Below are 14,369 nucleotides of genomic sequence, written 5' to 3' on the forward strand. Positions count from 1 at the left end.
CGTAAGAAAGGGCGTGTCGCCAAAAAGGATCAGAACGTCGCCGGTAAAACCGGACAACCGCTTTTTCGCCGCGCGAACGGCATCCCCCGTCCCGGCCTGAGTCTTTTGAACCACGGTAGGCCATGGCGCGACCGCGTCAGCAACCGCTGCCATCCCCGGCCCGATGACGACGACACCTAAATCCGGTTTTAGCGCTTTTGCCGCCGCCAGCGCGTAGCCGATCAAGGGCTGCCCCCCCAGGGGGTGCAGCACCTTGGGGAGAGCCGATTGCATCCGGGTGCCTTTTCCGGCAGCGAGGATAAGAATTGCGGTTTTTTGTCTGGCCATCGTTCCGCACGTAATAGGGGAGGGCGACTTCTTGAGTCTGCTTATGAAAGCTTGTCATAAAGCCCTCACCACGTCCAAAGCAAGATTTCCATTCCAGACGAACGGCAATATGAGGTTAGCCCGGCGAAACCCGACTGGCGAGGCTGGCCTGGCGAGGCTGGCCTGGCGGGGCCAGATCGCCATGAATTACCGGGTGCCCATCGTCACCTGCCTTGACAGGTGAAAAGCGGGCCCCTTATATCGCGGTTTCGCATCATGGGGCGCTTAGCTCAGCGGGAGAGCACTGCCTTCACACGGCAGGGGTCGCTGGTTCAATCCCAGCAGCGCCCACCATGAAATCCCAAGAAATCAATTGCTTCGCTATGAAACACGCAACGGCCCGTGGTTCTCTTGAACCAATTTTTCCAAAAATGTGCCCGGCCTGTCTGGTGCTCCTGGTTCTTTGCCTCGTTTTTCCAGGCGCCGCCGCCGCAGATGTTCTTTTGCTAAAATCCGGCGACCGCCTCAGCGGCATGATCGCCAGGATCGATCCGAAGAACCTCACCCTGCAAACGCCCTATGCGGACCGCCTCCACATTCGCCGCGAAAAAATTGCCGCCATCCAGACAGACCGGCCCCTGCGCGTAACATTTGCAAGCGGCACAGAGCTGGAAGGCACGATCCTGCCAGCCTATGGGGGCATGCTTCAACTCGTCACCCCGGACTTTAAACAGACTTGGGAATTCCGCCTCACAGATATTCAAACCGCAACACGACAAACCGCAACACGGGCCACGCCGCCCAAGGCAGTTTCTCCCAAGGTGGCTTCCCCGGTGGGGACAAAGGCCGAAAAATTTGAATGGAAGGGACGCCTCAATCTTGGCTTTAGCGCCACCGGCGGCAATACGGACAAAGAAAACTATCACGTGGACGCCGAAACAACCGTGCGCATGAAACGTCAACGGGTGAAGCTTTCCCTCCAATACAATCGGGAAAAGGACAACGGCAGAGAATCCGAGGACAATGCGGTCGTCTCTGCCAAATACGATCACTTTCTTACGAAACAGTGGTTTGCGTTCCTCAATGCGACCGTTGCGCGCGATCCTTTCCAGGACCTGGCGCTTCGCACGGCAACAGGCGGAGGCGCCGGCTATCAGTTTTTCGACACGAAGAAACGCCGTCTTTCCGCCGAAATCGGTATCAATTATGTAAAGGAAAATTTTGATACCCAGGCGAATGAAAGCTATCCCAGCGCAAGATGGTCAATCGATTATGAAGAAGAATTATTTCACAGCCGTATGGCGATTTTTCACTTCCAGGAAGGGCTTTTGGGATTGGAGAACACAAGCGACCTCATCATCCGGACCCATACCGGCCTTCGTTTCCCCCTGATCCACGGTTTTCTTGCCACCTTGCAGGCAAATATCGACTGGGACAATTCGCCAGCCCTGGACAAAACCAGCACCGACAAGACCTATCTTTTAACCCTCGGTTACGAGTGGTAATCGGAAAATCTGCGCCCGTTGCAGCCTGAACGGGTCAAAAACATTGAAATCCTCCTACACATGGCTTCTTTTGGGGGCAGCGACCTCACCGCCATTTTGAAGGAGCCCGTCTTTGGGACCAAAAGGCCAGAAGCTTGACCGCACGCGAATTTACAAATCGCCCCGACAGCGTTTTGAACATTTCCTCCTGAAATACCGGACGAAATACCGATCGCGCGACCGCCATGTGATTGCATGCCTGGGGACGCTGATCCCGGAAAACGGAGTGGTCTTCGACATCGGCGCGCATGTCGGCAACTACGCGAAAGAATTCGCCCGCCTGCACCAGGGAAATATCCATGTGCATTGCTTTGAGCCATCCCCCTACAACGCCTCCATTCTGGAAGAGGTGGCAGGCAAAATGCCAAATGTCGAAACAAGCCGGTTGGCGCTTTCCAATGTGGCCGAAGAAATTGACCTCTACCTGCCCGTCAAGGAAACCGGCCGTCTGGGCACCGGGCTTGGCCATTTCGGGATGGAAAACACGCGCGATTACGTGACCGAACGTGTCCAGACGACAACCCTTGATACCTATGCCAAAGAACGAAATCTTTCGCGTCTCGATTTCATGAAATGCGACGTAGAAGGTGCCGAAATGCTGGTTCTAAAAGGCGGGGCCGAAACCATCGCGCGTTTTCGTCCCACAATCTGCCTGGAAGTCATCGACGAACATCTGGCGCGCACGGGCCATTGCGCACAGGACGTCTTTGACTGGCTTGGCCCCCTTGGCTATGGCACCTATCAAATGGATTTTAAGACTGCCACGCTGATGCGCGTCGAGGGTTATCAAGGGCCAGCAGATTATATTTTCCGCGTAGAGAACCTACGCCAGTAATTTCGGCAAAATTTCTTCCTCGGCCTTGCGCACGTCTTCCGGAAAATCAATCTCCGTCCAGGGAAGGCCGGTAATGTCTTCGAACCCGAACGTGCCTGCCGGTTCGGACATAAGCGTGTCGCGAATGGCTTCTTCGTACCAGATTTCCGTTTCGTCCTGCCCCAAACGACGTTCCGCATGGGCCAGAATTTTTGCCGCGATTTCCGGTGCGAAGCGAAAAAAACCAACGGACTCACCATAAAAATCATGGGGTTTTGCAATTTGCCGGTTGAAATCGACAAGCCTGCCATCTTTTACGCCAAGCTTGACCGGCTCCTCCCCCGCCTCAACATCGCGGTCGAGAAGAAAGCAGTTTTCGTGCGAAGACGCCAACAGGCGTGCGATCAGACGCCGGTCGTAAAGAACGTCGCCATCCATCAGCAGCACCGGCCCGCCGGCAAGGACCGCATCTTTCAGCGCCCAAAGGGTCGTGATGCTTCCTTTGCGATAATCGGGATTTGGAAGAAAGCGAACGAAGGTTTGCGCATTTAGCCGCACAACTTCGGCCGCAATGCGTTCCGCCTCGTAGCCAACCCCAAGGGTGAGCGATTCTAACCCCGCCTCTTTCAGAATCGCAACATGGCGTTCAAGCAGCGTTTGGCCCGCAAACGCCAGCAGCACCTTGGGGGTACGATCCCCGGCACCAAGCCTGGACCCCACCCCGGCGGCAAGCATGATAGCTTTCATAATAAGAACATCCCTCAACTTTTGCGTCGCCCCACCCGGCATCCCACAGGAAGAACCGGCTTTGCACGGTTGCGGAGCCACGCGTTTCGTGGAAAATCCCATATAGGCATTTGAAAAGCCACGAGATATGACATAAATGTTACGCGTCCCTTTCCGAAAGATCTGCACCCAATGACGGTTTCACCAAAACACGCGCCGGAGGCCCCCCGCCAGCCTACGAAGGCTGGCTTGCTGCGCCGCGCATTGCTTGCCCCCGAGCTTTCCTTCCTGATGGAAGCTCATAACGGACTTTCCGCAAAAATCGTCGAAGAGGCAGGCTTTCGCGGCATCTGGGCATCCGGCCTTTCCATCTCGGCGGCGTTGGGCGTGCGCGACAACAACGAGGCCTCATGGACCCAGGTTCTCGAGATCCTCGAATTCATGTCGGACGCGACCACAATTCCGATCCTGGTGGACGGCGACACCGGCTACGGCAATTTCAACAACGTTCGCCGGCTGGTAACGAAGCTTTGCCAGCGCGGCATCGCCGGCGTCTGTATCGAGGACAAACTTTTTCCGAAAACGAATTCCTTTCTGGGCGAGGGTCAGCCCTTGGCTGACATCGACGAATTCTGCGGCAAAATCAAAGCGGGCAAAGACAGCCAGCTCGACCCCGATTTCTGCGTCATCGCACGCATCGAAGCCTTCATCGCAGGATGGGGGCTGGACGAAGCCCTGCGCCGCGCCGAAGCCTACCATCGGGCTGGCGCCGATGCGCTGCTTATCCATTCCAAGGAAAAAACACCGGACGAGATTTTTTCCTTCATGAAGGAGTGGGGAGACACCTGCCCGATCGTCATCGTGCCGACGATGTACTATTCCACGCCAACGGAACAATTCGAGAAAAGAAACATCTCGACGGTGATTTGGGCCAATCATAATTTACGCGCCGCGATCTCCGGCATGCGGAGCATCAGCAAGCAGATTTATGAAAGCAAAAGCCTCGTCAATGTCGAGGACAGCATTGCGCCGGTGAAAGACGTCTTTGCGCTTTCCGGACAGACCGAACTGGCCGAGGCGGAACGGCGCTACCTGCCGCAAAAAGGGAAGAATGCACGCGCCATCATTCTTGCGGCAACCCGGGGAGAATCCTTAGGCCCGCTTACGGAAGACCGGCCAAAATGCATGATCGACATTCGCGGAAAATCGTTGCTGCGCACGATGCTGGCGACCATCCATGAGAGCGGCATCCGCAACGTCACCGTCGTAAGCGGTTATTGCGAAGAAACCATCGACGTTCCTATGATCGACCTGCGCCCGAATGCGGATTTTGCCACGACCGGCGAGGTGGCATCGCTGGCTTGCGCAAGCGATCAGTTGGAAGACGGGCCTTGTCTAATTTCCTATGGCGACATTCTTTATCGAAGCTACATCCTGGACCAACTTCAGGAATCGGATGCCGACATCACCGTTGTCGCCGATGCGCTTTGGAAAGAACGCCAGACCCAGAAACGGTCGCGAGACTTCGTGCATTGCGACCAGCCCTTCCATCCGGACTATCTGGAGGGCGACACGGCGCAGTTGCTGCATGTCGGAACGGAAATTTCCGACGACGACATTACCGGCGAATGGGTCGGACTTGCCCTTCTAAGCCCGGTCGGCGCAAAAATCGTCCGCGACGAAATCGAGGTTATGGCGACGGATGGTAGCCTGCAAAAGGCCGACATGCCGGACCTCTTCAACCGCCTGGTCGAGGCAGGACACAAAATCCGGGTCCAGTACATCACAGGCCATTGGCTGGACATCGACGACCCCTTCGACCTTGCGAAAGCACGCAATTTTCTATGATCGAGGCGGATGCGTTTATAGAACCGGCGCGTGAACGCGGATTTGCTTTTTATACCGGCGTTCCCTGCTCGTTTTTAACCCCGTTCATCAACCGCGCCATCGGGCACCCAAAGCTTCGTTACATCGGCGCCACCAGCGAGGGCGAAGCCGTCGCCATCGCGGCGGGCGCCTGGCTTGCAGGCAAGCGCAGTGTCGCCATGTGCCAGAATTCCGGCCTTGGAAATACCGTCAATCCGCTGACCTCCCTCACCCATCCCTTTCGCATTCCCATCCTTCTGATTACGACCTGGCGCGGCCAGCCAGGACTTGGCGACGAACCGCAGCACGAATTGATGGGAAGGATTACGGGGCGGTTGCTGGACGACATGGAAATTCCCCACCGGCTGTTTCCCACCGCCACCGCCGCCATACCCGAGGCGCTCGCAGCCGCAGACCAGGCCATGCAAGCAACCGAGCGCCCCTTTGCCTTCATCATGGAGAAGGGTGCCGTTCGCAATGACGGCCTGGTCGAGTCTGCGCGCGACGCACCGCCGCCAGGCGTCCGGCAGGATTACAGCACCGGCAGCGAACGCCCCACCCGCGCGGAAGCCCTGGCCACCTTCCTCGAACTGGTGCCAGAGGACGCCGGCGTCCTTGCCACAACGGGAAAATGCGGCCGCGAGCTTTATACCCTCGGCAATCGTGAACAGCATTTTTACCAGATCGGCTCGATGGGCTGTGCAAGCGCGCTTGGCCTTGGCGTTGCCCTGAATTTTTCCGGCCCGGTCATCGTTCTCGACGGCGATGGGGCGGCGCTCATGAAATTTGGAAATTTTGCGACGATCGGGGCCGCCGGACCGAAAAATTTTCTTCACGTGCTTCTCGACAACGGCACCCATGATTCGACGGGTGGCCAGGCGACGGTTTCAAACAGCGTCGATTTTGCCGCCGTCGCACTTGCCTGCGGCTATGCCAACGCCTTTGTCGCGGACAATTGCGAAGGCTTTAGAAAAGCCTTTCAGCAGGCGGTATCCCTTCCCGGCCCGACGCTTTTGCACCTTCGCATTCGCCAAGGCTCCCTTGCCAATCTCGGGCGGCCAAAGGAAAACCCCACTGACCTCGCCCGGCGCTTTCGGGATTTTCTTACTCGGAAGTAGGAGGCGCATCCCGCGCCCCAAGGCGCGTTAGACCAAACGTCGCCACCGCCTCGCGGATCGCCGACAAAACGCCTCGAATATCCTTCTCGAAAACCTGCCCGATGCAGCCGACCCGGAAGGTGGGTGCCACTGTCACCTTCCCCGGATAGATTGCATAACCTTTGCCGCGTAGAAAATCGTAAAACGCCGGAAAAGAAAAATTCGGGTCCGGTGGCGAATGGAAGGCAACAATAATCGGAGCCTGAAATTCATCCGGCAGAAATGTCTGGAATCCAAGTTCCCTCATGCCTTCGACAAGAAGGTGGACGTTGTTGCGATAGCGGTCGCCTCGGCCTTTGACGCCACCTTCCTTTGCGTGTGCGCGGCAAGCCTCGGCAAGGGCCGCCAGCACATGGGTAGGTGGTGTAAAACGCCACTGACCCGTTTCCTCAAACGCGCGCCATTGGTCGAAGAGGTCCAGACACAGAGACGGCGCATTTCCTTTGCCCGCGACAAGTGCGTCCCGTTTCAGGATCGCAAAAGCGATCCCCGGAACGCCTTCCAGGCATTTATTTGCCGAAGCCATCACCGCGTCGCAGGGAACATTGGCAACGTCGATGGGCAGCGCCCCGAATGTGCTGATCGCATCGAAAAGAAAGTGGCGACCATGTTTCGCCACGACGTCCGCAATTTCTTCGATCGGGTTTAAAAGCCCCGCCCCGGTCTCGCAATGCACGGCCGCCACATGGGTGATGCCAGGGTCCGCCGCCAGGGCCGCATCAAACGCCATTGGGTCCAGTGGGAAGCCTTCGTCAAAAGACTGCATCACACAATTGCGCCCCATACGAAGGGCAATTTCAACCATGCGCGCCCCATAGGCACCATTGGCAAGCACAAGCAACTTTCCCGCACGCGGCAAAAACGTACCAAGCACCGCCTCCACGCCAAAAGTTCCGCTTCCCTGAATTGGCACGCAGACGTGGCTTTCGGTGCCACCCGCCAATTGAAGGAGCTGCGCACATACATGGCGCGTCAGCTCGATAAAATCCTGATCCCGCGAGCCCCAGTCGCGGAGCATCGCTTCCTTCACCGTCCGGGATGTGGTGATCGGTCCCGGCGTCAGCAGCAGTGGTTCTTCTGGAAAATCCGCCATATTCTATCTTCCCGTCTTTGAATAAGGGAAGCCTGTGGCACCCTACGCTGTCAATCCACCCGAATAAAAAACCTTGTCCTCGTACATCTTGCAGCTACGATCCCGCCAGAAGGAACACAACTAAGGACACCCCACCCGTGAGCCGCAACACCTGGATCCACCGCCTTGTTCGCCGACCGGCACGCATGCTTGCCCATACACCGGTTACACCGAACCACGTGACGACTCTGCGGCTTCTTACCGGCCTTGGGGCGGCCGGCGCCTACGCAAGCGGGGATCCTGAATGGATTTTTTCCGGTGGCCTTTTGTTCGTGCTTTCAATGGCTCTCGACCGTGCCGATGGCGAACTTGCGCGTTTCACCGGCAAGATGACCGATTGGGGCCATCGTTTTGACCTGGTGTGCGATGCCATCGTAAACGCCGGCATCCTTATCGGCATCGGCATCGGACTTCGCGAAAGCGATCTTGGAAACTGGGCAATCCCGATGGGGCTGCTAGCCGGGCTGGCGGTTGCCGCGATCCTGGGCCTCGTCGTGCAGATGGAAAACCGGGAAGGACACGGAAAGCCCGCCTTCGAAGGAGCCGGCGGCTTTGACCCGGACGATGCAATCCTTGCCGTGCCGGTCGCCATGTGGCTCGGCTGGAACGAACCCCTTCTCATTTCCGCCACAATCGGTGCGCCTGCCTTTGCCATTTACGTCTATTTGCGCTTTCGGACGCTGGCGAAACGCGGCTAACCTCCGCTAACCCTGCGCAAAAACCCCTGATATGTGCCTGCCAAAAAACCTTTTGCGCGATTGCCAAACTAGAAAGGAATTAGTAAGAAAACTGTGTCAGAAATTATGGAAACGGATCAGGAACGGACCGTTTGCCAGGCAGCCAGGATGGTGCTACCTTCCTGAAACTTAAGCTAAGTTAGGGAGTAAATAAATGCGTGAAGGCCGGTCACCTTTTCTATTGTTTCGGATGCGTCGCGTCCAAATTGTTGCGTTGTTTCTCCTGCTCGGCATGTTCGCGCTTCCTTTGTCGAATGCGCACGCCCAAGAGAAAAATGGCACAAACGACCCTATCGAATATGTGAACCGGGGCATTCTCGACTTCAACCTTCTGCTTGACCGCTTCTTCTTAAAACCGGTTGCGCAAGGGTATCGCTTTCTGTTTCCGGCTCAGGTGCGGAAAGGTCTTCACAACGCCCTTCGCAACCTCCAGACGCCAACCGTTCTCGCAAACGACCTCCTTCAGGGAAAATTCGAGCGTGCCGCAACGACAGTGGGCCGTTTCGCCATCAATTCGACCATTGGCATCGGCGGTATTTTCGATGTCGCCGTGGACTGGGGGATGGAACCCCATGTTGAGGATTTCGGGCAGACGCTGGCCGTTTGGGGCGTTCCTGACGGGCCCTATCTGATGCTGCCCGTCGTTGGACCATCAAACCCGCGCGATCTTGTCGGCGGCCTTGTTGACAGCTTTGCCGACCCCTTCCGGCTCTGGGCCAACCACGAAGACAAGGAATGGATCACCTATACCCGGAGCGGGCTTAGCGGCCTCGACCGGCGCGAAAGAAACATCGAGCGCTTCGATAATCTGCAGCGCACGTCCATTGATCTCTACGCCACGATCCGCAGCCTCTACCGGCAGGATCGCCTAGACAAGATTCACGATGGCAAGCTTCCGATGGATAGCGAATCCAGCCCCTTTGGCTACTCCTACCCGGATTACGGCAACGGCAACTAACGCCTGAAAAAATACCTCTTTTACGATTTCAAAACGGCACCCCTTCCGGGTGCCGTTTTTCGTTTCTGGGCTTTGCCGAGTTAAAAAAGCAGCCTAATAAGAAAGGCGGATGCGGATCGTTTTTCCGCCTTCTTCGAGAAAAACCGCCGCCGAAGAAAAACTTGGGGCGCTTAGAAAGCTACTCGCATCCCGGCTAAACCCATAGCCTTCAAGGGGAAGTCCGAGAAACCCCTGATCAAACTCGCCATTCCCGTTTTCGTCATGATAGGCGGCAACCGCATAAGCGCCAGGCGCAAGATCCGTAAAGACCGCCACAACGCTTCCTGTCTCTGCAACCGGCACGTCGAGATACGCGAAGCGCCCCTCATGCGTGGGAAATCCAGACGCCCGATTGTACAAGGCAAAGCGCATGACACCGTGGCGGCTTTGCACGCTGTTTACCTGAACCCGAAGATCCGCCGCCAGCGCCAAATTCACATCCAGCACGGAAAGAGGCAATCCGAAGCACAGGCAAAGAAAGAGAAAAATACGCATCCCGTTCCCACGTCAAAGAAGGTGCCGTCAGCTGTTGTCGGCCAGGCTCATGGCCTTTTTCTCCACGGCTTCGATCAACGCATCCACCCCCCGATCGCGGATGACACTCATATATTCCGAACGCCTGGCCGCAAGCTCGCTAATCGTTCCCTTGAGAAAAACGTCGATAATCCCCCATTTTTCGTTCGATTTTCGAAGCAGGTAATCGATCCGAATTTTTTCGTCGGAGGTGACAATATGAGTCTGGACGACGGTATCGTTACGTGGTGTTTGCARCGTGCCAAGGGTTTCAAAAAATTCGCCGGAGAACCCGTCAAACCGCAAGGCGTAATTCGAGAGCGTCATCTCCGTAAAGGCATGAGTCAGTTTATCTTTTTGCGCGGCGCCCATCTCTTTCCAGTAATGGCCTACCGTTACGCGCGTCATTCTCCGAAGATCAAAGCTGGCCAGAATGACCGGTGTCAGCGCGTCGCGCCGGCCCGCATAACCAAGCTCTTTCGCCTGTTGCATCACCGAAATCAGCTTGCCGTGAAGTTTTTCGATCATCGCAACCGGGTTCAGCGGCTCGGCACGAAGCGGCGGTGCCAGCAAGACGGCGGCAACGGCCAGGGCAATGAGCCCTCTTATGAAATAAAACGACATGTCTTCTTCCTTGCTCAGGCCTTCCACGCTTTCCGTGCCACATGTTCGTCGATAGAATGTTTAAGCATTTTTGGCTGAGAAAGCATCTTTATATCTCTATGATGACCCCCAGCCTCACCACAATCACCCGGAAATTTTTCAAGAGCAATCGACATTTTCGTGATTGACCGGATAACCAACTGGTATCGCCATATGCTCGCCCGGTGGGTTGGCGTTCTTTTACGCCGGGCACGGACGGTCGTCCTCACCGCCATTGCCGTGACAATCGGCCTGCTGATTTACACGGTTGAAACCCTGGGCATCAACACCCAGACGACGGACATGCTTTCGCCCGATCTGCCTTTCCGGAAAAACGCCGAAGCAATCAAATCAGCCTTCCCACAATATTCCGATGTCATCCTTGCTGTTATCGATGGCGAAAACCCCGATCAGGTGGACGCGGTGGCGGAAGAGCTTGCCGAACGTCTGCGCGCGCAACCGGCGTTTTTCCGAACGGTCTTTCATCCGGCCTCCGACCCTTATTTCAAAAAATATGGCCTCCTTTATCTGGATAGCGAGGCGCTAAACGCGCGCGCCCTTCAACTTTCCCAGGCGCAACCTTTTCTTGGAACCCTTTCACGGCATCCCGATCTTGGCGGTCTTTTCGACATGTTGGGGCTGGCAATCGATCGCATCCTGAAGGAAAAAAAACCGGAAAAAGAGGACAAAAAAAAGACGGAAGGCCTGAAACGTCTACTCAACCATATGGCCGCTGTCGTCGAGACGTTGCCGGAGGAACAGGCTCGCTCGCTTTCCTGGAAAAAAATCATTGAGGGTGAAGAGCTCGCCACCAATGGGCGTCAATTCATCGTCATACAACCAGTCTTGGATTTTTCGACTCTCGCCCCGGCAAACGCCGCCATGAACAAGATCCGCGACCTTGCCGCAACGCTGGCGCCCCGGGGTGATATTCGCCTGCGGCTAACCGGCTCTGCCGCCCTCGAACAGGCGGAACTTCAGAGCATTCAGGAAGGCATCGGCCTGGTGGGCCTGATCTCGGTCAGCCTGGTGACCGGCCTTTTGCTAATCGGTCTCGGCTCAGCGCGCGTCGTGGTTGCCGCGATCTTGACCCTAATCATGGGCCTTATCTGGAGCCTCGCCTTCGCCGCCTTCGCCATTGGCCATCTCAATCTTATCTCGGTCGCCTTTGCTGTCCTGTTCGTCGGGTTAAGCGTTGATTTTGGAATCCATTTCTCGCTCCGCTTCCGGGAAGAAATTGAGCGGGGAGAAGCGCCTCTACCCGCCCTCGAGGCCGCCGTGAAAGAGGTGGGTGGCGCCCTTACTTTTTGCGCAATAGCCGCCGCAATCGGTTTCTATGCCTTCCTGCCGACGGATTACCTAGGGGTTGCCGAGCTTGGCCTCATCGCCGGGACCAGCATGTTTATTGCACTTTTTGCAAACCTCACCGTTTTGCCGGCGCTTCTCGCCCTGATGCCGCCGCGACGATCGTCTTTTTCGCCTGGAAGGCCGTTTGATTTTGCAAAAATTGTTCGCCGGCATGCGCGCCGAATCGTGATGGCCAGCAGCCTGTTGGCGATCCTTGGTTGTGCGGCGCTTCCCTTTGCGCGGTTCGACTTCAATCCGTTGAACCTTCAGAACCCGGACAGCGAGGCCATGCGTACGTTTAAGGACCTGCTGAAAACGGGTGACATTGACCCCTATGCCATCACCGTTTTGACAAAAAATATCGACGTGGCAGCCGCGCTTAAGAAAAAACTTTCGGAACTGCCGGAAGTGGGCGACGTCATCATCCCTCAGGATCTTGTGCCAAAAAATCAGGAGGATGCGCTGTTCGTCCTGGACGATTTGTCCATCATTTTGCTGCCTGTCCTGATGGGAAACACAGAAGAACGAAAGCAAACGAACGAAGATCGCCGGGAACAGCTTCACGCATTCCGAAAAAAAATCGCGGATTTGGCCAAGATAGACCCGTCCCTTGGCTATGCCAAGATCGCAGGCCGGCTGGCAGATGCCTTCCAACGGGCGGACGTCGCATTCCCAGAAAGGGGGCTGCCAACCAAGCGGCTTGAAAAACGGCTTCTCGGTACGCTGCCAATGCAGCTCGATCGCCTTCGCACCGCACTTGGCGCGCAACCGGTGACATTCGCAACACTGCCCGAAGAACTCAGGGCACGCTTTGTCGCCAAAGACAGCCGCGCCCGGGTGGAAGTCCGCCCAGCCACGGACCTGAAAGACCCCCAGGCGCTTCGCCGCTTTGTCACCGCCGTGCAAGCCGTCGCACCAAACGCCACCGGGGACCCGATTGTCATGATCGGTGCCGTAGAAGCCGTCATCGACGCTTTCTGGCAGGCGACACTTCTGGCGCTTGCCCTGATTACAATTCTTCTGGCCATTGTGCTCCGGCGCGCCTCTGACGTTCTACTCGTGCTTGCCCCCCTCGGCCTGGCGATGCTTTTGACCAATCTTTTCGCCGTTCTTCTCGACCTGCCTCTCAACTTTGCGAATGTCATCGTCCTACCCTTGCTGCTTGGGCTTGGCGTCGCAAATGGCATTCATTTTGTCCTTCGCGAGCGCAACAATGGCGGTGACGGCGATGTTCTTCATACCAGCACGCTCCGTGCCATCCTGTTCAGCGCCCTGACAACCATTGGCTCTTTTGCCAGCCTCAGCCTTTCCACCCATGTGGGAACGGCCAGCATGGGCATGCTGCTTACGATTGCGCTGATATTGGTGATGGCCTGCACGCTGACCCTTATCCCGGCCCTGATAGCGATCCGGCGAAAGGACGCTTAAGAAATTTTTGGCGGCAGGCAAATCCCGTGTTGGGAAAACCACGTGACGGCATCGCGAAACGCTTCCTCTACCGGGCGCGGCGAATAGCCAAGTTCCTGCCGCGCGCGCGCGTTCGAGTAAAACATCCGCTTTTTCGACATCCGCACGCTGTCAACCGAAACGAAGGGCTGATCCCCACCGCTTAGCCGTGTCCAGGCTTCGGCCATAACCGCAATCGGAAAAATTGCGTTGTGAGGGATGCGGAATCTTGGTGCCGAACGCCCCGTTATGACGGCAATCTTCTGCAAGATTTCACGAAGCGTCAGGTTTTCACCACCAAGCACATAGCGCCTGCCGATCTTTCCTTTCTCGAAAGCCAGCAAATGCCCTGCTGCCACGTCTTCAACATGCACAACGTTGAGACCGGTATCGACATAGACAGGCATCCGCCCGGAAGCGGCTTCAGCAATCATATGGCCTGTGGGCGTGGGCTTGATATCACGGGGGCCAACCGGCGCCGAAGGGTTTACGGTAACGACCGGAAGGCCCTTGGCAACCAGGCGGCGCACTTCTTCCTCGCCAAGAAATTTCGAACGTTTGTAATGCCCGATCATGTCGGCAAGGGTGACCGGCGTTTCTTCATCACCGACGCCACCGTTTTTCGGCAGTCCCAGCGCCGCAACGCTGCTTGTATGGACAATGCGCGAGACTCCCGCCTGGCCTGCCGCTTCAAGCATCTGGCGAACGCCCGTGACGTTGCTTGCATAGAGCGTTTCCGGATTTCGCACCCATATCCGATAATCAGCGGCAACGTGAAAAAGCGCCTCGCAGCCCTTGATCGCACGGTCGAGGGAAGGTCGGTCGCGAAGATCGCCGGTAACGACCTCAACACGGAGTCCTTCAAGGTTCCGCCGGTCGCTGGTTTCGCGTAGCAGCACCCTTACGTCATGATCCGCCGCAAGCAAGGCCCGAAGAACGGCGGAACCAACAAAGCCCGAGGCCCCGGTAAGCAATGTCGTCATGCAGCCCTTCTCCCAGCAAAGCAAAAAACAACAAAAATTTTAGGGCCATTTTGCCCCATCCGTCTTCGGCAGGCATGCACCCGCCTTTGACAAAAAACGACCGAAAACACCTCTTATGGTAGGATGGCACTCATCGCATTCGAAATCTTTGCCTTTTTA

14 protein-coding genes and 1 tRNA gene are annotated in these 14,369 nt (G+C 56.5%); 9 read left to right on the forward strand and 6 right to left on the reverse strand.

The features are described 5' to 3' along the window. Positions 1 to 327: bifunctional N-acetylglucosamine-1-phosphate uridyltransferase/glucosamine-1-phosphate acetyltransferase (gene glmU, locus COA65_07430; GenBank protein ID PCJ58698.1), on the reverse strand; the 327-nt coding region annotated here is incomplete at its 3' end. On the opposite strand from glmU, the gene COA65_07435 reads away from it, so the two are divergent. The 4 genes from COA65_07435 (at position 278) to COA65_07450 (ending at position 2,685) form a co-directional block, all read left to right on the forward strand. Further along, positions 278 to 550 carry a hypothetical protein gene (locus COA65_07435; protein ID PCJ58660.1) on the forward strand — a complete coding sequence of 91 codons (273 nt, stop codon included), beginning with the start codon at positions 278 to 280 and terminating at the stop codon, positions 548 to 550. The two genes, glmU and COA65_07435, sit on opposite strands and share 50 nt — an antisense overlap. Positions 551 to 585: 35 nt before the next feature. Continuing rightward, positions 586 to 660, forward strand: a tRNA-Val gene (locus tag COA65_07440). Continuing rightward, positions 660 to 1,811 (forward strand): hypothetical protein, encoded by a 1,152-nt coding sequence (locus COA65_07445; GenBank protein PCJ58661.1) that lies wholly within the window; start codon positions 660 to 662, stop codon positions 1,809 to 1,811. The genes COA65_07440 and COA65_07445 overlap by 1 nt, the downstream gene beginning before the upstream one ends. A 112-nt stretch (positions 1,812 to 1,923) precedes the next feature. Continuing rightward, positions 1,924 to 2,685: a hypothetical protein gene (locus COA65_07450; GenBank protein ID PCJ58662.1), complete on the forward strand. Its 762-nt coding sequence runs from the start codon at positions 1,924 to 1,926 to the stop codon at positions 2,683 to 2,685. Here the strand turns inward: COA65_07450 and COA65_07455 are convergent. Next, entirely contained in the window at positions 2,674 to 3,411 is a 738-nt protein-coding gene (locus COA65_07455; protein PCJ58699.1) for an ADP-glucose pyrophosphorylase, read from the reverse strand. The two genes, COA65_07450 and COA65_07455, sit on opposite strands and share 12 nt — an antisense overlap. Before the next feature lie 171 nt (positions 3,412 to 3,582). Here COA65_07455 and aepX point away from each other — a divergent pair, with 171 nt between their 5' ends. Next, positions 3,583 to 5,238 carry a phosphoenolpyruvate mutase gene (gene aepX, locus COA65_07460; protein ID PCJ58663.1) on the forward strand — a complete coding sequence of 552 codons (1,656 nt, stop codon included), beginning with the start codon at positions 3,583 to 3,585 and terminating at the stop codon, positions 5,236 to 5,238. Continuing rightward, positions 5,235 to 6,374, forward strand: a complete 1,140-nt coding sequence (gene aepY / locus COA65_07465) for a phosphonopyruvate decarboxylase (GenBank protein ID PCJ58664.1) — start codon at positions 5,235 to 5,237, stop codon at positions 6,372 to 6,374. Before aepX ends, aepY begins: the two co-directional genes overlap by 4 nt. Here aepY and COA65_07470 read toward each other — a convergent pair. Continuing rightward, a complete protein-coding gene (locus COA65_07470; protein ID PCJ58665.1) occupies positions 6,361 to 7,506 on the reverse strand; it encodes a 2-aminoethylphosphonate--pyruvate transaminase in 1,146 nt (381 codons plus the stop codon). The two genes, aepY and COA65_07470, sit on opposite strands and share 14 nt — an antisense overlap. 185 nt (positions 7,507 to 7,691) lie before the next feature. Here COA65_07470 and COA65_07475 point away from each other — a divergent pair, with 185 nt between their 5' ends. Continuing rightward, positions 7,692 to 8,243, forward strand: coding sequence for a CDP-alcohol phosphatidyltransferase (locus tag COA65_07475; protein ID PCJ58666.1), 552 nt, complete (start codon positions 7,692 to 7,694; stop codon positions 8,241 to 8,243). 193 nt (positions 8,244 to 8,436) lie between these two features. Beyond that, positions 8,437 to 9,240, forward strand: coding sequence for a hypothetical protein (locus COA65_07480; protein PCJ58667.1), 804 nt, complete (start codon positions 8,437 to 8,439; stop codon positions 9,238 to 9,240). Between the two features lie 93 nt (positions 9,241 to 9,333). On the opposite strand, the gene COA65_07485 is transcribed toward COA65_07480, so the two are convergent. Beyond that, entirely contained in the window at positions 9,334 to 9,774 is a 441-nt protein-coding gene (locus COA65_07485) for a hypothetical protein (protein ID PCJ58668.1), read from the reverse strand. A gap of 27 nt (positions 9,775 to 9,801) precedes the next feature. Next, positions 9,802 to 10,443, reverse strand: coding sequence for a hypothetical protein (locus COA65_07490; GenBank protein ID PCJ58669.1), 642 nt, complete (start codon positions 10,441 to 10,443; stop codon positions 9,802 to 9,804). 165 nt (positions 10,444 to 10,608) lie between these two features. On the opposite strand from COA65_07490, the gene COA65_07495 reads away from it, so the two are divergent. Beyond that, complete coding sequence (locus tag COA65_07495; protein ID PCJ58670.1) at positions 10,609 to 13,209, forward strand: hypothetical protein; 2,601 nt, start codon at positions 10,609 to 10,611, stop codon at positions 13,207 to 13,209. On the opposite strand, the gene COA65_07500 is transcribed toward COA65_07495, so the two are convergent. Continuing rightward, on the reverse strand, positions 13,206 to 14,210 hold the full coding sequence (locus COA65_07500; protein ID PCJ58671.1) for an NAD-dependent dehydratase: 1,005 nt from the start codon (positions 14,208 to 14,210) through the stop codon (positions 13,206 to 13,208). The genes COA65_07495 and COA65_07500 overlap by 4 nt on opposite strands. Positions 14,211 to 14,369 lie beyond the last annotated feature (159 nt).

The sequence above is a fragment of the Rhodospirillaceae bacterium genome (assembly GCA_002746255.1).
GTDB lineage: Bacteria > Pseudomonadota > Alphaproteobacteria.

What these genes read in the sequence shown, in the direction of transcription:
- COA65_07470 (PCJ58665.1), bottom strand. Translation starts at nt 7,506, where the DNA reads ATGGCGGATTTTCCAGAAGAACCACTGCTGCTGACGCCGGGACCGATC.
- COA65_07495 (PCJ58670.1), top strand. Translation starts at nt 10,609, where the DNA reads ATGCTCGCCCGGTGGGTTGGCGTTCTTTTACGCCGGGCACGGACGGTC.
- COA65_07475 (PCJ58666.1), top strand. Translation starts at nt 7,692, where the DNA reads ATGCTTGCCCATACACCGGTTACACCGAACCACGTGACGACTCTGCGG.
- COA65_07485 (PCJ58668.1), bottom strand. Translation starts at nt 9,774, where the DNA reads ATGCGTATTTTTCTCTTTCTTTGCCTGTGCTTCGGATTGCCTCTTTCC.
- aepY (PCJ58664.1), top strand. Translation starts at nt 5,235, where the DNA reads ATGATCGAGGCGGATGCGTTTATAGAACCGGCGCGTGAACGCGGATTT.
- COA65_07480 (PCJ58667.1), top strand. Translation starts at nt 8,437, where the DNA reads ATGCGTGAAGGCCGGTCACCTTTTCTATTGTTTCGGATGCGTCGCGTC.
- COA65_07500 (PCJ58671.1), bottom strand. Translation starts at nt 14,210, where the DNA reads ATGACGACATTGCTTACCGGGGCCTCGGGCTTTGTTGGTTCCGCCGTT.
- COA65_07455 (PCJ58699.1), bottom strand. Translation starts at nt 3,411, where the DNA reads ATGAAAGCTATCATGCTTGCCGCCGGGGTGGGGTCCAGGCTTGGTGCC.
- COA65_07445 (PCJ58661.1), top strand. Translation starts at nt 660, where the DNA reads ATGAAATCCCAAGAAATCAATTGCTTCGCTATGAAACACGCAACGGCC.
- aepX (PCJ58663.1), top strand. Translation starts at nt 3,583, where the DNA reads ATGACGGTTTCACCAAAACACGCGCCGGAGGCCCCCCGCCAGCCTACG.